This window comes from Nonomuraea cavernae (assembly GCF_040655715.1).
In the GTDB taxonomy this organism is placed as follows: Bacteria; Actinomycetota; Actinomycetes; order Streptosporangiales; family Streptosporangiaceae; genus Nonomuraea; species Nonomuraea cavernae_A.
This window is the reverse complement of record NZ_JBFAKL010000007.1, coordinates 119,597-143,093: the sequence shown is the minus strand read 5'-3', so window position 1 is coordinate 143,093 and position 23,497 is coordinate 119,597. Positions and strand designations below refer to the sequence as shown.

The window sequence follows — 23,497 nt, the reverse complement described above, 5'->3', positions numbered from 1 at the left end:
GTCGCGGCGCACCCGCCGCCTTGGTCCGGATCTACGGGAGTGTGGTGCCAGTGGAGGCACCGTACGACGACCGCCTGCTGCACCAGCGGGTGGTCGGCGGCGACGAGGCCGCGCTCGGGGAGGTCTACGATCGGCTCTCCTCGTTGATCTTCGGTCTCTCGCTGCGCGTCACCAGGGACCGGGTGATCGCCGAGGACATCACGCAGGAGGTGTTCCTGGTCTTCTGGGAACGTCCGCTGGCCTACGACCCCGACCGTGGCACGCTGCGGGCGTGGCTGGCCACGATCGCGCACCGCCGCGCGGTCGACCACGTGCGCGCCGAGGAGCGCCGCCGCGTGACCACGCTGGGTCCCCGGCTCTTCGAGCCCGCACCTCCCCGGCTGGAGGACACCGTGCTCGCCGCCGACGAGGCCGAACGGGTACGGCAGGCGGTGACGGAGCTGCCCGACAGCCTGCGAGAGGCGATCGAGCTGGCCTACTACGGCGGCCGGACCTACCGGCAGGTCGGTGAGGAGCTGGGCGTGCCCGAGGGCACGGTCAAATCGCGGATCAGGCTGGCGCTGCGGCGCCTGGCCGACGCGCTGGCAGAGGAAGAGGTGTGATGGAGCCCGTCGAGCGTCTCTACCTGGACGCACTGATGGAGGACCCCGCGGTGCCCGAACGCTCGCTGCGCCCGCAGTTGCTGGCCGGCGCCAGGGCCCGGCGCAGGCCCGCGACGCCCACCGCCGCCTGGGCCGAGCCCTTCGCCGGCCGGGTGGCCGCCATGGACGCGCTGCTCGCCTCGGCCGTCGACGACGACTGGTCGCGCGTCATCGTCGAAGGCTGGACCCTGCAGGAGCTCGTCGCCCATCTCGCCGCCAAGGACGGGCTGCTCGCGGCCTCGATCGGCGCCCCCGTCCTCGGCCCGCCCCTCGGCGCCACCTCCGCCGTCGGGCGCACTTCTGACGTGCAGGCGTACGAACGGGCCCGCAGTCCCGAGCAGACCAGGCGTGACTGGCGCGCCCAGGCCGACGCCCTCTGCCGCCACCTGGCCGGTCTCTCCCCCGACACGCCCGCGACCCTTGACGGGATGTCGGCCGCAGTGCGGGATCACGTGCTGGCGCGGTGCCTGGAGACCTGGGTGCACACCGACGACGCGGCCCGGACGGCCCGGGTCCGGCTGCCGCATCCCGTGCCCGAGCACATCCATCCGACGGCCGACCTGTGCGCGCGCCTGCTCCCCTGGACCATGCTGCTGTCGGGCCTCGACGGCTCCGGCCGTACGGTCCTTCTCACGCTCACCGGGGATGGAGGGGGCGAATGGCATGTTCCGCTCGGCGGGGAGGGTTCCGGTGTCCTGGAGTTCGACGCCTGGCGGGAGGGTGACGGCTGGCGGCGGGCTGACGCGCGTATCACGGCTGACGTGGTGTCGTTCTGCTTCCTGCTGGGTGGTCGCGGCGATCCCTCCTCCTTCGCCGCCGACCTGTCCGGTGATCTGTCTCTGGCCCGCGACGTCCTCTCCAGCGCTCCAGCCCTCTCTGGGCCATGACCGTTCCCGGCCTTTGGTGCCGCGCGGACGGGCGGTCCGCGAGTTGGCCGCAGCGGGTGGGCGTTGGGGGGCCCTCTACGGCGGGTCTGTTCTGTGGGTGGCCGCGGAGGCGGGTGGGCGTTCCGGCCGACCGCGATTGCCTGGGGTCTGGTGATGTTCGCCTTCGGCCTTGTTTCGGGCGCGGGGGTACCTGGCACGGTCTTAAGTCGGCCGGAACGCCCACCCGCCTCCGCTTCACTGCCCCCGCCGTCCTGCCTGCCCACCGCAGAACGGGCAAGGCTTCGTCGCCTTCCTGCTCGCCGATGCTGAAGCGCCTGTTTCCGCCCTTTGGCGCTGCTCGCCGTAGCTGAAGCCGTCACTTGCCGGCACAGTGCGGGCCGGTCGCCGCAGTCGTGGTTCGTACGTGCGGGAGAGGGATCTGCCCTTGGAAGAGTGCGGGACTCTGCAGGTGTTGGGAAAATGCGGTGATCAACCCGCGCTGTGCCGGAAAGTGACGGCTTCAGCTACGGCGATGAGCCACGAGGAACCGGTACGGATGCTTCAGCATCGGCGGGTGTCCAGGGCGACGGGACCTCAACCCGGACTACGGCGATCAGGTGGGGCGGGCGGACACCCTGGAGCGGAGGCGGGGGGGCGTTCCGGCCGACTTGAGACCGTGCCAGGTACCCCAGCGCCCGACCAAGGCCGGAGGCCAGGATCACCGGACCCCGGGCAATCGCGGTCGGCCGGAACGCCCACCCGCCTCCGCGGCACCGACGGCTCATGGCAAGTGCGCGCGGCGCGATTCGCCGAACGGGTGGGCGCTCGCGGCTGCCCCAGGGCAGCCGGTTCCATCACTGGTAGGCGGGGCGACCGGCGGTTTCCGGACATGTGCCCACCCGGTACGGTGGACAGGGGCGAAATACGTCTTAGCCCATGCTTATCCGCAGCGTGATCGGATGGCTCCGGGTACTGTGCGCATCTCGGCGCAGAGACAAGGAGAAGGCCCGTGACCGCGTCGCAACCGTCGCACAACGTGCGAGCAGCGATACCCTGGGTGACGACCGCCGCCCGGCTCGTTCTGGGCGTGGTGCTGATAGCGGCCGGCTGGCTAAAGATCGGCAACCCGTCCGACTCCGTCGTGGCGGTCAAGGCATACCGGCTGCTGCCCGACTCGATCGCCACGACGGTGGGCTACGGCCTGCCGATCCTGGAGGTCGTGGTCGGTGTTCTGCTGGTCGTCGGCCTGCTGACCCGGGTGGCCGGAGTGATCGCCGCGCTGCTCATGCTGGCGTTCGTCTTCGGCATCGCCTGGGCGTGGGCCAATGGCCTGCGGATCGACTGTGGCTGCTTCGGTGGCGGAGGAGAGCTCGCGGCCGGACAGGAGCCGAGCTACCTGCTCGACATCGTCCGCGACTTCGGCCTGGTGCTGCTGGGTGCCTGGACCGTGTGGTTCCCGCCTGGACGCTTCGCGCTCGACTCGCCTCTCGGCCTGGCGGGCGGGGAACGCGTACTCGACCTTGAAGAGGAGACTGCCTGATGGGCAAGGGCGACCGCCAGAAGTCGGCGCGTGACAAGATCAGGGAGCAGCAGGCCGCCGATCGTAAGCGGGAGCAGCGCAAACGCCTCACGACGTACGTGACGGTGGGTGTGGTCGCGCTGGCCGCGGTCGGGGCCGGCTGGCTGTACGCCGCCACCCGGTCACAGTCGGAGGAGGCGGGCGGCGCGCTGGCGCCGATCACCGTCCAGTCCGACGGTGCCGTGGTGATGGCCAGGCAGGGTGTCACGAAGCCGGTCATCGACATCTACGAGGACTTCCAGTGTCCCGCCTGCAAGCAGCTGGAGGAGGTGAGCGGGCCGACCTTCAAGAACCTCGCGGCCGAGGGCAAGGCCAAGGTGGTCTACCACCCCATCACGATCTTCAGCCAGGACCCGACGCGGGGCAACTCGATCCGCGCGGGCGCCGCGGCCCGCTGCGTCAGCGACGGCAAGCAGTGGTCGGCCTACCACACCCTCCTGTTCGACAACCAGCCCAATGAGGCCGTTCAGGGCTTCAAGATCGACGATCTGATCGCGTGGGGCAAGGACGCGGGGGTGACCTCGCCCGACTTCGAGAGTTGCGTCACCAGCCAGAAGTACGCTCAGGCCCAGGCCGCCTACAGTGACAAGATCGCCAAGGAGCAGAAGATCGAGGGCACACCGACCGTCAAGCTCGACGGCCGGCCACTGGACAACTCCGTCGCCTTCGCGCCACAGCAACTGCGCGATCAGGTCACGGGGGCGTCCAAGTAGCCCAGCGTCCGCTACCCTCACCTGACATGCCCCTTGCCTCGATTCCCAGCCCTTCCGAGGGGGTCTGGTATCTCGGATTCGTTCCGATCCGGGCCTATGCCCTGTGCATCGTCCTCGGAGTCGTCGTCGCCGTCTGGCTGAGCGAGCGCCGCTGGCGTGCCCGCGGCGGCCAGGCGGGCACGATCATCGACATCGCCGTGCCCGCGGTGATCTTCGGCCTCGTCGGCGGCCGCCTCTACCACGTCATCACCGACTGGCAGACCTACTTCGGCCCTCGCGCGATCAAGGAGCCCTACCAGGCGCTGTTCATCTGGGAGGGCGGGCTGGGCATCTGGGGCGCGATCGCGCTCGGCGGCGTGGGCGTATGGCTGGCCTGCCGCCGCCGCGGACTATCCCTCGGCGCCGTGGCCGACACCGTCGCGCCGGGCATCGCGTTCGCCCAGGCGATCGGGCGCTGGGGCAACTGGTTCAACCAGGAGCTGTACGGTTCGCCGACCACGCTGCCGTGGGGTCTGGAGATCGACCTCGACCACGGTGGCGAGCCCGGCGTGCTCTACCACCCGACCTTCCTGTACGAGTCGATCTGGAACCTGGCGCTCGGCTTCGCGCTGATCCTCGTGGGCAGGCGGTTCGCGCTGCACCACGGGCGGCTGTTCGCCGTCTACGTCGCCGGCTACACGTTCGGCCGGTTCTGGATCGAGGGGCTGCGGATCGACCCGGTGGGCGGGGTCGACCACGCGGTGCACTTCCTGGGGCTGCGGATCAACCAGTGGACCTCGATCGTGCTGTTCGTCGGCGCGCTGATCTACATCTGGGTCACCCGCCGCAAGGACACCGAGGAGATCGTCGTCACGCCGGGCGGCGACGGCTCAGACCACCAGGCCGACTCCGCCGATCCCGCCCACCAGGCGGATCAGGCCGACCAGGCGGATCAGGCCGACGCCGCGGACCGGGCTGGTCAGGCGGATCAGGCCGATGCGGCCGGCGACTCGGGCGGCTCTTCGTCCGACGGTCCCGGAGACACCAAGGCGTCCGCCGTTCCCGCCGACGGCGACGGCGACGCCGACGGGGACACCGGTGCGAGCGCGCGAGAGGCCGTGGCGGAGGAGAAGAACGCGCGATGAGTCAGCGCGCGGAGAGGCACCACCAGCACCGCGACGTGACCGGCGGCTGGCTGCGGCCGGCGGTGTTCGGGGCGATGGACGGCCTGGTGTCCAACTTCGCGCTCATCGCCGGCGTCGCGGGCGGCACCGCCAACACCAAGATCATCTTCCTGGCGGGCATCGCCGGGCTGGCGGCGGGCGCCTTCTCGATGGCCGGCGGCGAGTTCGTCTCGGTGGCCAGCCAGCGCGAGCTCGCCCTGGCCGAGATCGCCGTCGAGCGGCGCGAGCTCCAACGCAACCCCGAGGACGAGCGGGACGAACTGGCCCAGGACTTCGTCGCCAAGGGCGTCCAGCCGGAGCTCGCGGGGCAGGTGGCCGACCAGATCTCGCGCGATCCAGAGCAGGCCCTGGCGATCCACACCCGCAACGAGCTGGGCGTCGACCCGCACGACCTGCCGTCGCCGCGGCTGGCCGCCGTCTCGTCGTTCCTGTCGTTCTCCGCGGGGGCGGTGCTGCCGCTGCTGCCCTACCTGTTCGGCGTCACGAGCCTGTGGCTGTCGGCGATCCTCTCCTGCGTGGCGCTGTTCGGCGCGGGCGCGCTGGTGTCGGCGGTGACCGCGCGCTCCTGGTGGTATACCGGCCTGCGCCAGCTCTTCGTCGGGGCGCTCGCGGCCGCGCTCACCTACGGGCTCGGCAGCCTGATCGGAGTGTCGGGGCTGTGAGCGGACCGAGACAGGCCCCGCGCACCGGCCCCAGACAGGCCACTCGCAAGCGGCGCCGCACCCCGCGCTCCGACTGGCAGCTGCCGCTGCTCACCGACTGGGGCGTGCCGCCCGAGCGGCAGAAACTCCTGGTCGTCATCACCTCCGTCGTGGGCGTCCTCGCCCTGGCGTTCGGGTTCGTCGCGTTCGTCGCCACGCTCGGTGACTACGCGCCCGAGCGGCGGGCCAGCGCGGCCATGTTCGGCACCGACCTGGTGATCCCCGAGGTCTACCACGGCTGGCCGTCGCCCAAGCTGTTCCAGCCGGTCACCGACCGGGCCAAGGACCCCAAGGCGCTGACCCAGAAGGAGGTGTTCGGCCACAAGACGCTCGCCGGCGAGAAGAAGCTCACGCTCAAGCTCGTCGCGCGCAAGCTCGACACCGACTGCGCCGCCGCCCTCTGGGGTCAGCAACTGCTCGACGCGGTGGCCGAGGCCGAGTGCAGCCAGGCGGCGCGCGGCGTCTACAGCAGCTCCGACGGCCGCTACGTCGCCCAGTACACCCTGCTCAACCTGCGCGACGGCCAGGCCGCCAACGCGCTGGTCGAGGCACTGAAGACCGGCTACCGGGGCGGCTGGGCCCGCCTGCTCGCCAGCGACCAGGCGTCCTTTCCGCAGGGCGCCCACACCGAGGGCGCCGGCTACGCGCTGGGCCACTACGTCGGGCTGGTCTGGATCGGCCGGGCCGACGGCGCGGAGCCCACGGCCAAGGACGACTACGTGTCGCTCGCGCTGACCCTGCGGGGCGCGGAGAAGGCGATCTACCGGCGGGTCGTCGCGATCACGGGGCCGGGGGCGTGATGCGCCGCCGCCTCGCCATCGCGCTGGCCGGCACCGCCGTGCTCGCTGTGCTGGCCGCAGGCGCCTGGCTACTCCTCGGGCGCGACCAGCCCCGGCCGGCGGTCTTCCGGGCGGAACCCACGTCGGCTCTCTACGCGGTCATCGACTCACGCCAGGCGGACACCACGCCGCTGACCCTGGACGAGGTCTTCACACCCGCCACCCGGGCGCTGGGGCCGCTCAGCCGTGTCTCGGCCGAGCAGTTCGACGACTGCGACGAGGTGCTGTGGGGGGCCGACGCGGCCGGCTGCACGCAGGCGTTGCGGGCCACCTACACGGGCCCTTCGGGAGCCGGGCAGTTCGTCATCTTCAACCTGCCCGACGGGCGCTCGGCCGACGCCCTGGTGGCCGGGCTCACCAAGGACGGCTTCGTCCGGCAGGCCGTGTCCTTCGACCCGCGCCACAGCCGGGCGGCGGTGCGCGCGCTGGGCCACTACGTCACGGTCAGCTGGGCCGGGGCCGCCGGGCCGAAGGCCGCCACCGAGCTGGTCACCAACCTCATCGCCCTCGACCGCCTGGGCCACGTGGTGCAGTCACGGGTGCTGGCCGCGGGCTGACGCGGGGCGTGAGGTCGTGCCCGACAGGGCGGCGACCGTGGTGGCGACCTGCGCGCGCAGGCCGGCCAGGCGGTGCTGCGGCGCCTCCAGCGGGGTGAGCGCCTCGCACCAGGGGGCCACTTGGCCGATCAGCGCGCGGGCTTCGTTCTTGGTGAGCGAGCCGCCCTGGGCGCGGGCCACCGCGATGAGGCCCTCGCGCCAGGTGTTGGCCAGCTTGCCGTGGCCGTTGTCGAGGATGCGGCGCAGCACCAGGTCGGCGTCGCCGGTGGGCTGCGGGCGGCGTACGGCGTCGAGGCCGCCGTCGGCGGGCGTGCACGTGTAGACGGCGGAAAGCACGTCGGGCAGTGGCGGCGGGTCCGTCACCAGCACACGCACGTGAGCGGCGCGGGTGGCGAGCAGGAGACGCGGGAGGGCGGCCTCCAGGCCGGGAGGGACGGCGATGGCCACGCGGGCCGGCGCGGTCGCGTGCGGCTTGGCCAGCCACGTCGAGAGCCTCGTCCGCGGTTGGGGCAGCTCCTTGGGCCAGTCGCCGACCAGCAACTCGGCGTCGCCGGCCGCCGACGGGAGAGCGGCGGGGGCCGCCTCGACCGACTGGGGCCCCTGGGTGTAGATGGCGGTGGAGAGGCGGTCGAGGCGGGCTGTGACGGCGGGCCTGGTCTTGCCGGTGGGGCACAGGAGGTAGAGGTCGGCGGCTGAGCCGATCGCCTCGGCCCCGAAATAGCGGTTGAAGTCGGGATAGATGGCTTCATAGACGAGGTTGAGGTCCGCCAGCGAGCTCTGCACCTTCAGTGCCAGCGCGGGCGTGCGCTCGCTGGCGCCGTAGGCCAGTGCGACGCGCCCGCCCGGCTTGAGGCCTTCGAGCGCGCGGGCCACGAACAGCCCCACCCCCTCCGGTGTGTACGGCGGATCGGTGATCGCCAGGTCGTGGCCGGTCGCCGACGGCGGCAGGCCCAGCCGCAGGTCGGCCCAGCGGGTGCGGACGCCCAGATCCTGCTCGTCGAGGTAGGCCAGGATGCGCTCGTCGATGTCGACCACGGTGACGTCGGTCTCGGGATGGACCAGCTTGACGGCCAGGGAGGTCAGGTCGTGGTCGCCGACGCACAGCAGCCGCGAGCCCGGCAGCCAGAACCGGGCGCCGAGCAGCAGGGCCCGGCGCAGCACCGTCTCGGGCGTCGCCGCGACGTGGTCGAGGACGTGGCGGCCGCGCGGGGCCTTGGCGACCAGGTCCTCCAGGCGTTCCAGCACGTGGCGATAGTGGGGGACGAGGTGGGCCACCGGGTCCTCGGGAGGCGGGGCCATGGCCAGCAGGTGCTGGTAGCCGGGGGTGTGGGGGAGCGGCACCCGGAACCGGTCGCCGGAGCGCTCCAGCTCCACCTCGCGCAGCAGCTCCTCGATCGTCCGCCTCGACGTCGCCGTCTCGCGCACCAGGTCGGCCAGGGCCCACCACTGGCCGTCGCAGAGGAGCGTCAGCGCGTGCCTGAGCCGCCTGCTGTCCGCTCCGGCCTCACCGAGCAGCTGTTCGACGCCCCCACGCTCCATGGGGCCAACCCTATCGGGAGGACGTTCGGGGAATTCCGGCCAGACATCTCGGCGTTTGGGACATATGGTGCCGAATGTCGGGATGGCGGCAAGGTTCGCAATGTGGACGTGGTGGGCACCATTCCGGCAGGGTGATGTAACCTCTACCCACAACGCGCAGCAGGGCCAACGTCGTCCCCGCCTGTAGAGCAGTTCAAAACAGACGAAGACGACGGGAGGGATTCAATGCCTGCTGCCCACCTCGGGTTCCCCGAGCCTCAGGGCCTCTACCACCCCGCCAACGAGCATGATGCCTGCGGTGTGGCCATGGTCGCCGACGTCGCGGGCCGCCGAGGGCACGGGATCGTGGCGAAGGCCCTGACGGCGCTGCTCAACCTTGATCACCGGGGGGCCAAGGGTAGCGAGCCGGACACCGGAGACGGAGCCGGGATCCTCACCCAGATCCCCGACACGCTGCTGCGTACGAGCGTGGACTTCCCGTTGCCGGAGGCCGGACGCTATGCCGCGGGCATGGCCTTCCTGCCGATCGACGACGTGGCGCGCCGCATCGGCGTCGAGATGATCGAGGAGATCGCCGCCGAAGAGGGGCTGCGGGTGCTGGGCTGGCGCGAGGTGCCGGTCGACCGGGCCCTGCCCGGACCGAGCGCCCGGGCCGTCATGCCGCACTTCACGCAGCTGTTCGTGGCCGGGCCCGGCGACGAGTCGGGGCTGGAGCTCGACCGGCTGGCGTTCTGCCTGCGCAAGCGGGCCGAGCACGAGGTGGACGTCTACTTCCCCTCGCTGAGCTCCCGGACCATCGTCTACAAGGGGATGCTCACGCCCGAGCAGGTCGAGCCGTTCTTCGCCGACCTGTCCGACGAGCGCTACGAGACCGCGATCGCGCTGGTCCACTCGCGCTTCTCGACCAACACGTTCCCGAGCTGGCCGCTGGCCCACCCCTACCGGTACATCGCGCACAACGGCGAGATCAACACGGTCAAGGGCAACCGCAACTGGATGCGGGCTCGTGAGGCGATGCTGTCGTCGGCCCACATCCCGGGCGATTTGTCACGACTTTTCCCCATCTGTGACCCAGATGCGAGCGACACCGCCTCCTTCGACGAGGTCCTGGAACTGCTCCACATCGGCGGCCGGAGCCTGCCGCACGCCGTGCTCATGATGATCCCCGAGGCGTGGGAGAACCACACCGAGATGGATCCCGCCCGGCGGGCCTTCTACGAGTTCCACTCCTCGATGATGGAGGCCTGGGACGGCCCCGCCTCGATCACGTTCACCGACGGCACCCTGGCCGGCGCCGTGCTCGACCGCAACGGCCTGCGTCCCGGCCGCTTCTGGGTGACCGCCGACGGCCTCGTCGTGCTGGCCTCCGAGGCCGGCGTGCTCGACTTCCAGCCCGGCGAGGTGGTCCGCAAGGGCCGCCTGCAGCCCGGCCGGATGTTCCTCATCGACACCGCCCGCGGCAAGATCATCGAGGACGACGAGATCAAGGCCGAGCTCGCCGCCGCGCAGCCGTACGAGGACTGGCTGCACGCCGGGCTGGTGCGCTTCGAGGAGCTGCCCGCGCGGCAGCACGAGGCGCCCACGCACGAGGCGCTCATCAAGCGCCAGCAGACCTTCGGCTACACCGAGGAGGAGCTGCGCGTCATCCTGTCGCCGATGGCCAGGACCGGCATCGAGCCGATCGGCTCGATGGGCACCGACACGCCCGTCGCCGTGCTGAGCGAGAAGCCGAGACTGCTGTTCGACTACTTCACGCAGCTGTTCGCGCAGGTCACGAACCCGCCCCTGGACGCCATCCGCGAGGAGCTGGTGACCTCGCTGGCCAGCGTGCTCGGGCCCGAGGGCAACCTGCTCGACCCGGGGCCCACGTCCTGCCGCCAGCTCGTCCTGCCGTACCCGGTGATCGACAACGACGAGCTCGCGAAGATCATCCACATCAACGACGAGCACGACCTGCCCGGATTCCACCCGCATGTGATCTCCGGCCTCTACCAGGTGTCGGCTGGCGGCGAGGCGATGCTGCACCGCCTGGAGGAGATCCGCGCCGAGGTGTCCCAGGCGATCGCAGACGGCGCGCGGATCATCGTGCTGTCCGACCGCGGCTCCTCCGCCGCGCTCGCCCCCATCCCGTCGCTGCTGCTCACGGGCGCCGTGCACCACCACCTGATCCAGGAGAAGACACGCACCAAGATCGGGCTCGTCATCGAGACCGGCGAGGCGCGCGAGTGCCACCACATGGCGCTGCTCATCGGCTACGGCGCGGGCGCGGTCAACCCCTACCTCGCGATCGAAACCGTCGAGGACCTGGTCGACACCGGCGCCCTGCAGGTCGACAAGCGCAAGGCCGTACGCAACCTGATCAAGGCGTACGGCAAGGGCGTCATCAAGGTCATGTCGAAGATGGGCGTCTCGACCGTGGCCTCCTACACCGGCGCGCAGATCTTCGAGGCGCTGGGCCTGAGCCAGGAGGTCATCGACTCCTGCTTCACCGGCACCACCTCCCGGCTCGGCGGCGTCGGCTTCGACGTCCTGGCCCGTGAGAGCGCCGAACGGCACCGCCACGCCTACCCGCGGGCGGCCAACGCGCACCGCAAGCTCCAGGTCGGCGGCGAGTACCAGTGGCGGCGCGAGGGCGAGCCGCACCTGTTCAACCCCGAGACCGTCTTCAAGCTGCAGCACGCCACCAGGACCCGCCGATACGAGATCTTCAAGGAGTACACCGAGCAGGTGGACTCGCAGGCCGAGCGGCTCATGACGCTGCGCGGGCTGTTCAGGTTCAAGCAGGACAGGACGCCGGTCCCGATCGAGGAGGTCGAGCCGGTCTCCGAGATCGTCAAGCGGTTCTCCACCGGCGCGATGTCGTACGGCTCGATCTCGATGGAGGCGCACGAGACGCTCGCCATCGCGATGAACCGGCTCGGCGGCAAGTCCAACACCGGCGAGGGCGGCGAGGACCCCGAGCGCCTGCACGACGAGAACCGGCGCAGCGCCATCAAGCAGGTGGCCTCCGGCCGCTTCGGCGTCACCAGCGAATACCTGGTCAACGCCGCCGACCTGCAGATCAAGATGGCCCAGGGCGCCAAGCCCGGCGAGGGCGGCCAGCTGCCCGGCCACAAGGTCTACCCATGGATCGCCAAGACCCGGCACTCCACGCCCGGCGTCGGCCTCATCTCGCCGCCGCCGCACCACGACATCTACTCGATCGAGGACCTGGCACAGCTCATCCACGACCTGAAGAACGCCAACCCCGACTCGCGCGTGCACGTCAAGCTCGTGGCCGAGGTCGGCGTCGGCACGGTCGCGGCGGGCGTGTCCAAGGCGCACGCCGACGTGGTGCTCATCTCCGGGCACGACGGCGGCACCGGCGCCTCGCCGCTCACCTCGCTCAAGCACGCGGGCGCGCCGTGGGAGCTCGGCCTGGCCGAGACGCAGCAGACGCTGCTGCTCAACGGGCTGCGCGACCGCATCGTGGTGCAGGTCGACGGCCAGCTCAAGACCGGCCGCGACGTGGTCATCGCGGCGCTGCTCGGCGCCGAGGAGTACGGCTTCGCCACCGCCCCGCTGGTCGTGTCGGGCTGCGTGATGATGCGCGTCTGCCACCTCGACACCTGCCCGGTGGGCGTCGCCACGCAGAACCCCGAGCTGCGCAAGCGGTTCACCGGCAAGCCCGAGTTCGTGGTCAACTTCTTCGAGTTCATCGCCGAGGAGATCCGCGAATACCTGGCCGAGCTGGGCTTCCGCTCGCTCGACGAGGCGATCGGGCACGTCGAACTGCTCGACGTGTCGGCCGCCGAGCACCACTGGAAGGCCGGCGGTCTCGACCTGTCGCCGATCCTGCACCAGCCGGAGCTGCCGGCGGGCACGCCGCTGCGCCGCACCGCCGAGCAGGACCACGGCCTGCGGCACGCGCTCGACAACACGCTGATCCAGCTGGCCGAGGGCGCCCTCAACCAGGGCACGCCGGTCACGCTGGAGCTGCCCATCCGCAACGTGAACCGCACGGTCGGCACCATGCTCGGTCACCAGGTCACCAAGCGCTACGGCGGCGCGGGCCTGCCGGACAACACGATCGACATCGGGTTCACCGGCTCGGCCGGCAACTCGTTCGGGGCGTTCATCCCGCGCGGCATCACGCTGCGGCTCACCGGCGACGCGAACGACTACCTGGGCAAGGGCCTGTCGGGTGGGCGCATCACGGTCCGCCCGCACGAGGAGGCCCCGCTGGACGGCCAGATCATCGCCGGGAACGTCACCCTCTACGGTGCGACGTCCGGAGAGGTGTTCATCCGCGGCGTCGTCGGCGAGCGGTTCTGCGTGCGCAACTCCGGCGCCACGGCCGTCGTCGAGGGCGTCGGCGACCACGGCTGCGAGTACATGACCGGCGGCAAGACCGTCGTGCTCGGCTCGACCGGCCGCAACTTCGCGGCGGGCATGTCCGGCGGCATCGCCTACCTGCTCGACCTCAGGCCCGAACGCGTCAACCGCGAGATGGTCGCCATTCAGGAGCTCACCGAGGAGGACGGCGAGTTCCTGCGCGAGACGGTCGAGAAGCACTTCGCCGAGACCGGCTCGCCGGTGGCCAAGGAGCTCCTCGCCGACTGGCACGCCGCGCTCGTCCGGTTCGGCAAGATCATGCCGACCGACTACCAGCGCGTGCTGCGGGCGGCCGAGGCGGCCCGCCTCGAAGGCCGCGACATCGACGAGGCCGTCATGGCGGCCGCGGTCCAGTCATGACCCGCCGCGAGTGGCCGCGCCTTGACGGGCGGCCCGCCCCGGCGGCGACGACAGGTATTTCTCGCAAAGGCTTTTCTCGCGAAGGCTTCTTCAGCGACAAGGGAGGCGTATCCGATGGCTGACCCCAAGGGTTTTCTCACGCACGACCGGGAGCTGCCCGCACGCCGCCCCGTCGACGTCCGGATCGGCGACTGGCGTGAGGTCTACCAGGACTTCTCGCCGGACAAGCTGACCAAGCAGGCGGCCCGCTGCATGGACTGCGGCATCCCCTTCTGCCACAACGGCTGCCCGCTGGGCAACCTCATCCCTGAGTGGAACGACCTCGTCCACCGCACCGACTGGCGCGAGGCGATCGAACGGCTGCACGCCACGAACAACTTCCCGGAGTTCACCGGCAGGCTCTGCCCGGCTCCGTGCGAGGCGGCGTGCGTGCTGGGCATCAACTCCGACCCGGTCGCGATCAAGCGGGTCGAGGTGGAGATCATCGACCGCGCGTTCGCCGAGGGCTGGGTCGGGCCGCGACCGCCCTCCCGCAAGACCGGCAAGCGGGTCGCCGTCGTCGGCTCCGGGCCCGCCGGGCTCGCCGCCGCGCAGCAGCTCACCCGGGCCGGTCACGACGTGGTGGTGTTCGAGCGCGCCGACCGGATCGGCGGCCTGCTGCGCTACGGCATCCCCGAGTTCAAGATGGAGAAGCGGCACATCGACCGCCGGCTCGCCCAGATGCGGGCCGAGGGCACCGAGTTCCGCACCGGTGTCAACGCCGGCGTCGACGTCACGGCCGCCGAGCTGCGCGAGCGGTTCGACGCCGTGGTGCTGGCCGGCGGCGCCACCCGATGGCGCGACCTGCCGGTGCCCGGACGCGAGCTGGGCGGCGTCCACCAGGCGATGGAATACCTCCCGCTGTCCAACAAGGTGCAGGAGGGCGACCTGCGCGAGTCGCCGATCTCGGCCAAGGGCAAGCACGTGGTCGTGATCGGCGGCGGCGACACCGGAGCCGACTGCATCGGCACGGCCATCCGGCAGGGCGCCGCGTCGGTGACCCAGCTGGAGATCATGCCCCAGCCGCCCGCCTCCCGGCCCGGTAGCCAGCCGTGGCCGACGTTCCCCATCCTGTTCAAGACGGAGAGCGCGCACGAGGAACTGGAGGACGCCGGCGGCCGGAGGGTGTACGCGGTCTCGACCGTGGAGTTCGTCGGCGACGAGTCCGGCAACGTCCGCGCGCTGCGGCTGGTCGACGTCGAGGGCCCGCAGAACGGCTTCAAGCCCGTCCCCGGCACCGAACGGGAGATCCCGGCTGAGCTGGTGACGCTCTCCATGGGCTTCCTCGGCCCCGAGAAGGGTCCCCTGCTGGAGGACCTGGCGGGGGTGGCCGGTGACGGCTTCTACGACGCCCGGGGCAACGTCTCGCGCGACAAGACGTACATGTCGAAGGTCGAGGGGGTCTTCACGGCCGGTGACATGGGCCGCGGCCAGTCGCTGATCGTCTGGGCCATCGCCGAGGGTCGGGCCGCCGCCTCCGGCGTCGACCGCTACCTGATCGGCGAGACGGCCCTGCCGTACCCGATCCCGCCGACCGCGCGACCGCTCGTCTGACGAGCCACCACGAACGCCCGCCCGGCTCCTTCCGGGCGGGCGTTCGTCGTTACCGCAATCCGTGGACATCTCGCCGCGCACGTTCTCGACTACTTCGCCGCCAAGAAGTGCCGTCACGACGTGCGCGGGTCCGCACGGGTAAACGCCTGCTGGACGGAGCCTCGCCCGATCTTTACGGCAGCCCTAATGATCTACCTCGATGTCAGGAAACTGTCAGCTATGCCGTAAATTGCAAAGTAAGTCTGCCTCTCGATTGCATCACCCGATGGGCGCGGGGAAGATGCATTTCTGCTGATACGCGAAGAATGGGGGAAGAATGCGGCGAGTCGCCTCCTGCCTGGCGGCGGTGGCCACCGCGGCCTCCCTGGCCGCCTGCGGATCGCTCGGCAGGCTCTCGGCCGACCCGCCCGCCACCCCCGAGACGAGCTCGCCGAGCAAGGCGCCGACCGGCTCGCGCGCCGGCGAGTACCTCGTCTTCTACGCCGCCGGCCGGCAGAACGACGCGGTCGTGACCATCAAGCGCGCCGGTGGTGAGACCACCGGCGGCGACACCAGGCTCGGCTACGTCATGGCCCGGGGCGACGGAGACGCCTTCGTGCACGCCCTCGGCTCCGACCAGGCCATCGTCGGCGTCTCGCCCGACCGGCGCATCGGCTTCGCCGCCAGTCGCCCCGTCGCCGGGACCTTCCCCGACGAGTCGTCGTTCACGCGGGCGAACCCGTCCGGCGAACCGCTCGCCCCCCGCCAGTGGGACATGAAGATGATCGGCGCCGACCGGGCGAACACCAAGATCCCCGGCAGCAGGAAAGTGCTCGTCGGCGTCATCGACACCGGCATCGACGGCAAGCACCCCGACATAGCCCCCAACTTCAACCGCGAGCTCAGCCGCAACTTCGTCACCGACAAACCGAAGGACGAGAACGGCGACTCCCTCGACGGCGCCTGCGAGGTCAGCACCTGCAAGGACCCGGTCGACCAGGACGACGACGGCCACGGCACGCATGTGGCCAGCACGATCGCCTCGCCGCTCAACCACATCGGCATCGCCGGCGTCGCCCCCGGCGTGCAACTGGTCAACATCCGGGCCGGGCAGGACTCCGGCTTCTTCTTCCTCAAGCCCAGCCTCGACGCGCTCGCCTACGCCGCCGACATCGGCGTCGACGTGGTGAACATGAGCTACTACGTCGACCCCTGGCTGTTCAACTGCGCCGACAACAAGTCCGACAGCGAGAAGGAACGCCTCGAACAGCGGGCCATCATCACCGGCATGCAGCGGGCCGTCGACTACGCCCGCGGCAAGGGCGTGACGCTCGTCTCCGCGCTCGGCAACGGCTCCACCGACCTCGGCAAGCCCGCCGTCGACAAGGACAGCCCCGGCTACCCGCGCGGCTCGGAGCGGATCCGCAAAATCGACAACTCCTGCCTCAACGTGCCCGCCGAGACCAAGGGCGTCATCTCCATCACCGCCGTCGGCCCCTCCGGGCGCAAGGCCATCTACAGCGACTACGGCGTCGAGCAGGCCGACCTGGCCGCGCCCGGCGGCGACGTGCTCGACGGCAAGGGCGGCTCGCCCACCCGGTCGATCCTGGCCGCCGCGCCCGAGGCCGTGCTCCGCGCCAGCGGCAAGATCGACCGTTCCGGCAAGCCGAAGACCGCCGACGTCGTCCGCGACTGCACCGGTGGCAGCTGTTCCTACTACCAGTATCTCGACGGCACCTCCATGGCCGCCCCGCACGCCACCGGCGTCGCCGCCATCCTGATCAGCCGCTTCGGCGAACCCGGCACGGGCGGCGTCACCCTCGCCCCCGCCACCGTCGAGAAGCTCCTCTACCAGACGGCCAAGCGGAAGGCGTGCCCGTCGCCTCGGGCCTACGCCTACGAGGTCTACGGAGAGGTCGACACCCACACCTGCGAAGGCGGCGCGTCCAAGAACGGATTTTACGGCAGGGGCATCGTCGACGCCTGGCAGGCGGCTACCGTCAAACCATGATGTATCGCCTCATCGCGGACGCCGCGATGCTGGTGCACTTCGTGTTCCTCGCCTACCTGGCACTCGGCGGGTTCGTCGCCTGGCGCTGGCGGCGTACGATCTGGGCCCACCTGGCGGTCGTCGGGTGGGGACTGATCTCGGTCGTCACCGGCGTCGACTGCCCCCTCACGTACGTCGAGGACTGGGCCCGCCGCGGGGCCGGGCTGGAAGGGCTGCAGCGCACCGGCTTCATCGACCACTACATCGAGGGCGTCGTCTACCCGGAGGCGTACACGAATGTCGCCCGGCTGGCCGTCGCCGTTGTCGTGCTGTTCTCCTATGTAGGCTACGTTCTGCGGCGTCAGTGACTGCCAAGTGGTCTGTACCAATTAAGGTAGGACGTGTGACTCGTCGCGCGAAGATCGTCTGCACTCTGGGCCCCGCCACCTCGTCTCCCGAACGCCTCCGCGAGCTGATCTCCGCGGGCATGGACGTGGCACGGTTCAACCTCAGCCATGGCAACCATGACCTGCACAGAGAGGTGTACGACCGGGTCAGGGAGGTGGCGGCCGACCTCGGCCGGGGCGTAGGCATCCTGGCCGACCTGCAGGGGCCCAAGATCCGCGTCGGCAGGTTCGAGGAGGGCCCGGTCCGGCTCGCGTTCGGCGACGTCTTCGCCATCACCACCGAAGACGTGCCCGGCGACCGCGAGCAGGTCTCCACCACCTACAAGGGCCTGCCCGGCGATGTCCGCCCCGGCGACACGATTCTGGTCGACGACGGCCGCCTCGTGCTCGAGGTCACCCGCGTCGAGGGCGACCGGGTCGTCACCCGCGTCGTCATCGGCGGCATGATCTCCGACAACAAGGGCCTCAACCTGCCCGGCATCAACGTCAGCGCCCCCGCCCTCACCGACAAAGACGAAGCCGACCTGCGCTGGGCACTGCGCACCGGCTGCGACATGATCGCCCTGTCGTTCGTCCGCCGCCCCTCCGACGCCGACGTGGTGCGCAACATCATGGAGCAGGAGGCCGTCCGTCTCCCGCTGCTCGCCAAGATCGAGAAGCCGCAGGCCGTCGACCGCCTCCCCGAGATCGTCGAGGCCTTCGACGGCATCATGGTCGCCCGTGGCGACCTCGGCGTCGAGCTGCCCCTGGAGCAGGTGCCGATCGTGCAGCGGCGCATCATCGAGCTCTGCCGCGAGAAGGCCCGCCCGGTCATCGTCGCCACCCAGATGCTCGACTCGATGATGAGCGCCCCCCGGCCCACCCGAGCCGAGGCCTCCGACGTCGCCTACGCCGTCATGGACGGCGCCGACGCCGTCATGCTGTCCGGCGAGACCTCGGTGGGCAACTACCCGATCGAGTCCGTCGCCACCATGGACCGCATCGCCTGTGCCGCCGAGAAGGCCTCGCTGCACGCCACCCACACCCTCGAACGCATGCCCGAGACCACCGGCGGCGCCATCGCCCGTGCCGCCGCCGAGGTCGGCGCCATCGTCGGTGCCAAGGCGCTGGTGGCGTTCACGATGTCCGGCGAGACCGCCCGCCGTCTCGCCCGCTACCGCTCGCCCATTCCGCTGCTCGCGTTCACCTCCGCCGCCCACGTACGCGGCCAGCTCTCCCTGACGTGGGGGGTCGAGACGTTCCAGGTGCCGTTCGTCCACCACACCGACGACATGGTGCGGCAGGTCGAGGCCTCGCTGCTGTCCCTCGGACGACTGGAGAAGGGCGACAAGGTGGTCATCGTGGCCGGCTCGCCTCCCGGCACCCCCGGCTCCACCAACGCCCTGCGCGTCCACACCATCGGCTCCGCCGTCTCCCACGCCAACTGAGCCCGCGCGGCCGGCCCGGCACCCGGCGGGTGCGGGCCGGCAGGACGGGGTCAGTTCGCGTGGAGGGCCTCGTTCAGCTCGATGCCCGTCCCCGCGCGGCGCACCGCCTCGACGGCGCCCGTCTGGGAGTTACGGCGGAACAACCACCCGCCGGCCCCCGACAGCTCTCCGGCCTTGACCGTGGCGCCGTCCGGCAGGGTCACCTTCGTGCCGGCGGTCACGTACAGACCGGCCTCCACCACGCAGTCGTCGCCCAGCGAGATGCCCACCCCGGCATTGGCCCCCAGCAGGCAGCGCTCGCCGATGGAGATGACCTGCTTGCCACCGCCCGACAGCGTGCCCATGATCGAGGCGCCGCCGCCCACGTCGGAGCCGTCACCGACGACCACGCCCGCCGAGATGCGGCCCTCGACCATGGAGGCGCCGAGGGTGCCGGCGTTGAAGTTCACGAACCCCTCGTGCATCACCGTCGTGCCCGAGGCGAGGTGGGCGCCGAGGCGCACCCGGTCGGCGTCGGCGACGCGCACGCCCGACGGCATCACGTAGTCGACCATCCTCGGGAACTTGTCCACTCCGTACACCGTCACCGCGCCCTTGGCGGCGCGCAACCTGAGGCGGGTCCGTTCGAACCCCTCCACCGCGCACGGCCCGTGGTCGGTCCACACGACGTTCGCCAGCAGCCCGAACACCCCGTCCAGGTTCAGCCCGTGCGGCCGGACCAGACGGGCGGAGAGCAGGTGCAGCCGGAGATAGGCGTCGTGCGCGTCCACCGGCGCCTCGGAGAGCTTGGCGATGCCGGTGCGCACCGCCACCGTCTCGACGCCTCTGGCGGGGTCGGAGCCGATCAGCGAGGCCAGCTCACCGGCCTCGGCTGCGGCGAGCCGTTCGGTGCCGACGAAGGGCGGGTCGCCCAGCTCGGGCGTGGGAAACCAGGTGTCGAGCACGGTGCCGTCGGCGGCGATGGTGGCAAGTCCGACGGCGTGCGCGCCGGTCACGGTGGGATCGAAAGCAGTCACAGGCCTCAAAATACCGCCAACGGGGGGCCGCCACCGGTCAGAGGGCGCCCAGGTCGGCCGACAGCCACCGCTCGGGCCGCATCCTGAACGTCACCAGCGCCCTCGTGTCGGAGCTGTCGACGTAGCCCGGCACGGCGTCCGGCGGCAGGTAGCGCGCCGCGATCTGAGCGAGCTCGTCCAGGGTGGTGGGCGCCGACGCCACGACGGGACCTTCGACCGAGACATACCGGTAGGTGGGGCTGGCCCGCTGCACCAGCAGGGAGAACCGGCCCGCCTTGAAGATCAGCCGGGCCTTGAGCGACTCGCCGTCGGTCAGGAACCGCACCTCCCCGCCGGGGCTGTAGTCGTACCAGACGGGGACGTTGAGCGGCCCGCGCCCGGAGCCCGCGTCGACGGCCACCGCCGCGATGTGCGACTCGGCCAGGAACGCTTCACGCGCTGCCAGGCTCAACGGCATCGGGCCCACCTCCCAGTGTCTCTCCCCGGTACATCACCGATCTTCTCGGCGCCTACTCCGCACCAGACTGCGACATAAGCCATATCTCCTGACATCACTGTCAACTCTTTGCCCGAATTTGTCCGGCCGCTGCTGACGCTGGCAAAGGAACCGGCGGCGGGAGGCCCGAGCGCGCCCCCGGCAACGCGTCCATCCGCCCGCCCGCAGATCAGTATGTCGGCCCGACGAACTCGTCCAGCCGCTCCACCGCCTCCCCGCGGGCGACCGAGATCTCGTTGCGCTTGTTGTGGCGCCAGGCGACGTCGAGCAGGTCGAGCGCCTCGCCGCACAGGGCGAGGATGTCGGCCGACTCGTTCTTGAACAGGAGCGCGGGTACGCGTACCAGCGCACGCCGCTCGGCAGTGCGCGCCGGATGTGGTTGATCCCCCGATAGCCGTCGGAGTGCATCAGCCCCCTCACGAACCACCCCGGATGCGCGGAGACGATCTCCCGCTGCCAGTCGGCGAGCGTGATCTCACGTTGGTGTTTCATGCCTGGCCCGTGCTGCGGGAACAGGCACGGCCAGTGCTTGGCGTAGCTCTTGACCTCGGTGCAGCCGATGCGCTGCCGGCGGCTCACGGACGAGGTGGGCATCACCCGTGCCATCGCGGACACGGCCTCGTCGATCAGACCAGGCCAGGCGTCCCCGCAGAACAGGGAGAGCTGGAACACCTGCTTGCGGCATCGCACGAGGTGCCCATCGCCCAGATAGAGGCCGAGAAGGTGGGCGTAGGCGTCACTGTCGAGGGCGCGGCCATGGCAGCGTGGGCAACTGTGACGCCGGGGATTCCGTGCCTCGTGGGCGCGGCCGGCACCTGTCCGCCATCTCCGGACCGTGCTCGTGGAGACACCGCACAGCGCGGCGACCTGGCGATCAAGCAGGCCTTGAGCCGACAGGCGAAGGACGCGGTCTACGGTCTCACGAGGATGCACGAGGTGAGCATGCCGACCGTCACCGACAGTTTCGGCTCGGTCACAGGTGCCGGAAGCGGGATTCGAACCCGCACGCTCTTTCGAGCAGACGCTTTTGAGACGTCAGTGTCTGCCATTCCACCATTCCGGCTGATCTATCCGGTCTTGTCCGGATGTACCCGTCGTGCGGCCCAGGCGGAAGCGGAGCTGCCAGGGGAGCCGACGTGGCTCTAATCTAGCGGACATCTGTACTCTTCTGCTCGTGAGTACGCAGCGGCGAGTGGTGATCGCGGAAGACGAGGCCCTGATCCGTCTCGATCTCAAGGAGATGCTTCAGGAGGACGGTTACGTCGTCGTGGGTGAGGCCGGTGACGGTGAGCGGGCGATCCAGCTGGCCGCCGAGCTCAAGCCCGACCTGGTCATCCTCGACGTCAAGATGCCCGTGCTCGACGGGATCTCCGCCGCCGAGCGGATCGTGGCCGACAGGATCGCGCCGTGCCTCATCCTCACCGCGTTCTCCCAGCGTGACCTGGTCGAGCGGGCCAGGGACGCGGGGGCGATGGCCTACCTGGTCAAGCCCTTCACCAAGGCCGACCTGGTGCCGGCGATCGAGATGGCGGTCAGCAGGCACGAGGAGATGGAGGCGCTCTCCCGGGAGGTCTCCAGCCTGTCCGAGCGACTGGAGACGAGGAAGCTGGTCGAGCGGGCCAAGGGCCTGTTGATGGCGGGTCACGGCTGGAGCGAGCCGCAGGCGTTCCGGTGGATCCAGAAGGCGTCGATGGATCGCCGGCTGAGCATGCGCGAGGTCGCCCAGATCGTCATCGACGATGCCGGCGAGCGCGCCTGAGAGGGTGCGGCGGTCCCGGGATCGGGCTGCGCGGCGACTGTTTGGAGCGTTCCGCTGGCCTTTTTCGGACATTACGAATCGGCATAAAAGTCGGACAAAAGCCCCAATCGTTATCCCGGCCAGGCATGCTGAGCTTGGAAAACGCGGTGCGGGGAGATCGTTCCCGCGCTGGAATAAGGGGAGTTCATTGATGATCCGTATTGCTCCGTCCGGGCGCGTGCTGGCAGTCGCGGCCGCGGCGTGCCTGGCTCTGACCGCCTGTGGTGGTGGGGGCGACACGGCCTCGCCCGCGAGTGAGTCCGCCGCCGCGCCGTCCTCGGCGGCTCCGGCGGCTCCGGCGGCGAAGGGTGACGGCACGCTGACGCTCGGCACGCTGCTGCCGCAGACCGGCTCGCTGGCGTTCCTGGGCCCGCCCGAGTTCGCCGGTGTCGACCTGGCCGTCAAGGAGATCAACGAGGCCGGTGGCGTGCTCGGCAAGCCGGTCACGAAGATCCACACCGACTCGGGTGACACGACGACGAACATCGCGGCGCAGTCGGTGGACAAACTGCTGACGCAGAAGGCCGACGCCATCATCGGCGCGGCCTCCTCCTCGGTGTCGGAATCGGTGATCGACAAGATCACGGCTGCCGGTGTGGTGCAGTTCTCGCCCGCCAACACCTCCGACAAGTTCACCACGATCGAGGACGACGGCCTCTACTTCCGTACGGCTCCGCCGGACAAGCTGCAGGGCCGGGTGCTCGGCGACCTCGTCGTGGCCGACGGCAACGACACGGTCGCGATCCTGGCGATGCAGGACTCCTACGGCACCGGCCTGGCCGACCAGGTCACCAAGACGGCCGAGGAGGCCGGGGCGCAGGTCGTGGAGCGGGTCGACTACGACCCGAAGGCGGCCGACTTCTCGGCCGACGTGGCCAAGGTCAAGGCCAAGAACCCGAAGGCCGTCGTGCTGATCGGCTTCGAGGAGACCGCCAAGGTGGTGCAGGAGCTGGTCAAGCAGAGCCTCACGACCGACAAGGTCAAGTGGTACATGGTCGACGGAAACATGTCCAACACGGCGTACACCAAGATGCCCGAGGGCACGCTGACGGGCGTCAAGGGCACGATCCCGGGGGCGGCCGCGCCCGAGGCGTTCATCGAGAAGCTCAAGGGCGTCGACGCGGACCTCAACGACTTCACCTACGCCGCGGAGGCGTACGACGCCGCCAACCTGATCGCCCTGGCCGCCGAGGCGGCGCAGGACGACGGCGGCAAGGCGATCGCGGGCAAGCTGGCCGAGGTCAGCAAGGGCGGCGAGAAGTGCAACGACTTCAAGTCCTGCGCCGAGCTGCTCAAGGCGGGCAAGGACATCGACTACGACGGCGTGAGCGGTCCGATCGAGTTCAACGAGGCCGGTGACCCGGCCGTCGCCACGATCGGCGTCTACGAGTACTCCGATAAGAACACCTACGCGGCCAAGGCCCTGGAGTACCGCACCGGCAACATCGAGGGTTGAGTC

The 23,497-nt window shown here is 70.4% G+C and carries 19 protein-coding genes, 1 tRNA gene and 1 pseudogene; 15 read left to right on the top strand and 6 right to left on the bottom strand.

Going from position 1 to position 23,497, the window contains the following annotated elements:
• Positions 1 to 44: 44 nt before the first annotated feature.
• The 8 genes from AB0I38_RS12715 (at position 45) to AB0I38_RS12680 (ending at position 7,059) form a co-directional block, all read left to right on the top strand.
• Complete coding sequence (locus tag AB0I38_RS12715; protein WP_358466228.1) at positions 45 to 602, top strand: sigma-70 family RNA polymerase sigma factor; 558 nt, start codon at positions 45 to 47, stop codon at positions 600 to 602.
• A complete protein-coding gene (locus AB0I38_RS12710) occupies positions 602 to 1,528 on the top strand; it encodes a maleylpyruvate isomerase family mycothiol-dependent enzyme (RefSeq protein WP_358466226.1) in 927 nt (308 codons plus the stop codon). The genes AB0I38_RS12715 and AB0I38_RS12710 overlap by 1 nt, the downstream gene beginning before the upstream one ends.
• 988 nt (positions 1,529 to 2,516) lie before the next feature.
• Complete coding sequence (locus tag AB0I38_RS12705) at positions 2,517 to 3,047, top strand: MauE/DoxX family redox-associated membrane protein (RefSeq protein WP_358466224.1); 531 nt, start codon at positions 2,517 to 2,519, stop codon at positions 3,045 to 3,047.
• Positions 3,047 to 3,799, top strand: coding sequence for a DsbA family protein (locus AB0I38_RS12700; protein ID WP_358466222.1), 753 nt, complete (start codon positions 3,047 to 3,049; stop codon positions 3,797 to 3,799). Before AB0I38_RS12705 ends, AB0I38_RS12700 begins: the two co-directional genes overlap by 1 nt.
• A 26-nt stretch (positions 3,800 to 3,825) precedes the next feature.
• On the top strand, positions 3,826 to 4,923 hold the full coding sequence (gene lgt / locus AB0I38_RS12695) for a prolipoprotein diacylglyceryl transferase (RefSeq protein WP_358466220.1): 1,098 nt from the start codon (positions 3,826 to 3,828) through the stop codon (positions 4,921 to 4,923).
• Positions 4,920 to 5,624 (top strand): VIT1/CCC1 transporter family protein, encoded by a 705-nt coding sequence (locus tag AB0I38_RS12690; RefSeq protein WP_358466218.1) that lies wholly within the window; start codon positions 4,920 to 4,922, stop codon positions 5,622 to 5,624. The genes lgt and AB0I38_RS12690 overlap by 4 nt, the downstream gene beginning before the upstream one ends.
• The gene (locus tag AB0I38_RS12685) at positions 5,621 to 6,463 is read left to right on the top strand and encodes a hypothetical protein (RefSeq protein ID WP_358466216.1); all 843 of its coding nucleotides are present in this window, start codon (positions 5,621 to 5,623) and stop codon (positions 6,461 to 6,463) included. The genes AB0I38_RS12690 and AB0I38_RS12685 overlap by 4 nt, the downstream gene beginning before the upstream one ends.
• Positions 6,460 to 7,059 (top strand): hypothetical protein, encoded by a 600-nt coding sequence (locus AB0I38_RS12680; protein ID WP_358466214.1) that lies wholly within the window; start codon positions 6,460 to 6,462, stop codon positions 7,057 to 7,059. Before AB0I38_RS12685 ends, AB0I38_RS12680 begins: the two co-directional genes overlap by 4 nt.
• Here AB0I38_RS12680 and AB0I38_RS12675 read toward each other — a convergent pair.
• Positions 7,036 to 8,598 carry a bis-aminopropyl spermidine synthase family protein gene (locus tag AB0I38_RS12675; RefSeq protein ID WP_358466212.1) on the bottom strand — a complete coding sequence of 521 codons (1,563 nt, stop codon included), beginning with the start codon at positions 8,596 to 8,598 and terminating at the stop codon, positions 7,036 to 7,038. The genes AB0I38_RS12680 and AB0I38_RS12675 overlap by 24 nt on opposite strands.
• A gap of 225 nt (positions 8,599 to 8,823) precedes the next feature.
• Here AB0I38_RS12675 and gltB point away from each other — a divergent pair, with 225 nt between their 5' ends.
• The 5 genes from gltB (at position 8,824) to pyk (ending at position 18,728) form a co-directional block, all read left to right on the top strand.
• Entirely contained in the window at positions 8,824 to 13,332 is a 4,509-nt protein-coding gene (gene gltB / locus AB0I38_RS12670; protein ID WP_358466210.1) for a glutamate synthase large subunit, read from the top strand.
• A 114-nt stretch (positions 13,333 to 13,446) separates the two neighbouring features.
• Complete coding sequence (locus AB0I38_RS12665) at positions 13,447 to 14,925, top strand: glutamate synthase subunit beta (RefSeq protein WP_358466208.1); 1,479 nt, start codon at positions 13,447 to 13,449, stop codon at positions 14,923 to 14,925.
• 316 nt (positions 14,926 to 15,241) lie between these two features.
• Positions 15,242 to 16,915, top strand: a complete 1,674-nt coding sequence (locus AB0I38_RS12660) for a S8 family peptidase (protein WP_358466205.1) — start codon at positions 15,242 to 15,244, stop codon at positions 16,913 to 16,915.
• The gene (locus AB0I38_RS12655; RefSeq protein ID WP_358466203.1) at positions 16,912 to 17,262 is read left to right on the top strand and encodes a DUF2784 domain-containing protein; all 351 of its coding nucleotides are present in this window, start codon (positions 16,912 to 16,914) and stop codon (positions 17,260 to 17,262) included. Before AB0I38_RS12660 ends, AB0I38_RS12655 begins: the two co-directional genes overlap by 4 nt.
• Positions 17,263 to 17,297: 35 nt before the next feature.
• A complete protein-coding gene (pyk, locus tag AB0I38_RS12650) occupies positions 17,298 to 18,728 on the top strand; it encodes a pyruvate kinase (protein WP_358466201.1) in 1,431 nt (476 codons plus the stop codon).
• A gap of 50 nt (positions 18,729 to 18,778) precedes the next feature.
• Here pyk and dapD read toward each other — a convergent pair whose 3' ends face one another.
• The 5 genes and pseudogenes from dapD to AB0I38_RS12625 form a co-directional block, all read right to left on the bottom strand.
• Complete coding sequence (dapD, locus tag AB0I38_RS12645) at positions 18,779 to 19,744, bottom strand: 2,3,4,5-tetrahydropyridine-2,6-dicarboxylate N-succinyltransferase (protein ID WP_358466199.1); 966 nt, start codon at positions 19,742 to 19,744, stop codon at positions 18,779 to 18,781.
• 37 nt (positions 19,745 to 19,781) lie between these two features.
• The gene (locus AB0I38_RS12640; RefSeq protein ID WP_358466197.1) at positions 19,782 to 20,201 is read right to left on the bottom strand and encodes a pyridoxamine 5'-phosphate oxidase family protein; all 420 of its coding nucleotides are present in this window, start codon (positions 20,199 to 20,201) and stop codon (positions 19,782 to 19,784) included.
• A gap of 208 nt (positions 20,202 to 20,409) precedes the next feature.
• The gene (locus tag AB0I38_RS12635; RefSeq protein WP_358466551.1) at positions 20,410 to 20,667 is read right to left on the bottom strand and encodes a hypothetical protein; all 258 of its coding nucleotides are present in this window, start codon (positions 20,665 to 20,667) and stop codon (positions 20,410 to 20,412) included.
• A gap of 434 nt (positions 20,668 to 21,101) precedes the next feature.
• Positions 21,102 to 21,173 (bottom strand): annotated as a pseudogene (locus AB0I38_RS12630) (hypothetical protein); the annotation flags it as partial.
• Positions 21,174 to 21,220: 47 nt separating this feature from the next.
• Positions 21,221 to 21,303 (bottom strand) — tRNA-Leu (locus AB0I38_RS12625).
• A gap of 111 nt (positions 21,304 to 21,414) precedes the next feature.
• Between AB0I38_RS12625 and AB0I38_RS12620 the strand changes: the two genes are divergently transcribed.
• Entirely contained in the window at positions 21,415 to 21,999 is a 585-nt protein-coding gene (locus tag AB0I38_RS12620) for an ANTAR domain-containing response regulator (RefSeq protein ID WP_358466195.1), read from the top strand.
• A gap of 190 nt (positions 22,000 to 22,189) precedes the next feature.
• Positions 22,190 to 23,494 (top strand): ABC transporter substrate-binding protein, encoded by a 1,305-nt coding sequence (locus tag AB0I38_RS12615; RefSeq protein ID WP_358466193.1) that lies wholly within the window; start codon positions 22,190 to 22,192, stop codon positions 23,492 to 23,494.
• Positions 23,495 to 23,497: the final 3 nt, after the last annotated feature.

Excerpts from the sequence above, each read along its gene's own strand:
- AB0I38_RS12690 (WP_358466218.1), top strand. The coding sequence starts at position 4,920 with ATGAGTCAGCGCGCGGAGAGGCACCACCAGCACCGCGACGTGACCGGC.
- AB0I38_RS12700 (WP_358466222.1), top strand. The coding sequence starts at position 3,047 with ATGGGCAAGGGCGACCGCCAGAAGTCGGCGCGTGACAAGATCAGGGAG.
- lgt (WP_358466220.1), top strand. The coding sequence starts at position 3,826 with ATGCCCCTTGCCTCGATTCCCAGCCCTTCCGAGGGGGTCTGGTATCTC.
- gltB (WP_358466210.1), top strand. The coding sequence starts at position 8,824 with ATGCCTGCTGCCCACCTCGGGTTCCCCGAGCCTCAGGGCCTCTACCAC.
- AB0I38_RS12660 (WP_358466205.1), top strand. The coding sequence starts at position 15,242 with ATGCGGCGAGTCGCCTCCTGCCTGGCGGCGGTGGCCACCGCGGCCTCC.
- AB0I38_RS12655 (WP_358466203.1), top strand. The coding sequence starts at position 16,912 with ATGATGTATCGCCTCATCGCGGACGCCGCGATGCTGGTGCACTTCGTG.
- AB0I38_RS12665 (WP_358466208.1), top strand. The coding sequence starts at position 13,447 with ATGGCTGACCCCAAGGGTTTTCTCACGCACGACCGGGAGCTGCCCGCA.
- AB0I38_RS12675 (WP_358466212.1), bottom strand. The coding sequence starts at position 8,598 with ATGGAGCGTGGGGGCGTCGAACAGCTGCTCGGTGAGGCCGGAGCGGAC.
- AB0I38_RS12640 (WP_358466197.1), bottom strand. The coding sequence starts at position 20,201 with ATGCCGTTGAGCCTGGCAGCGCGTGAAGCGTTCCTGGCCGAGTCGCAC.
- AB0I38_RS12615 (WP_358466193.1), top strand. The coding sequence starts at position 22,190 with ATGATCCGTATTGCTCCGTCCGGGCGCGTGCTGGCAGTCGCGGCCGCG.
- AB0I38_RS12710 (WP_358466226.1), top strand. The coding sequence starts at position 602 with ATGGAGCCCGTCGAGCGTCTCTACCTGGACGCACTGATGGAGGACCCC.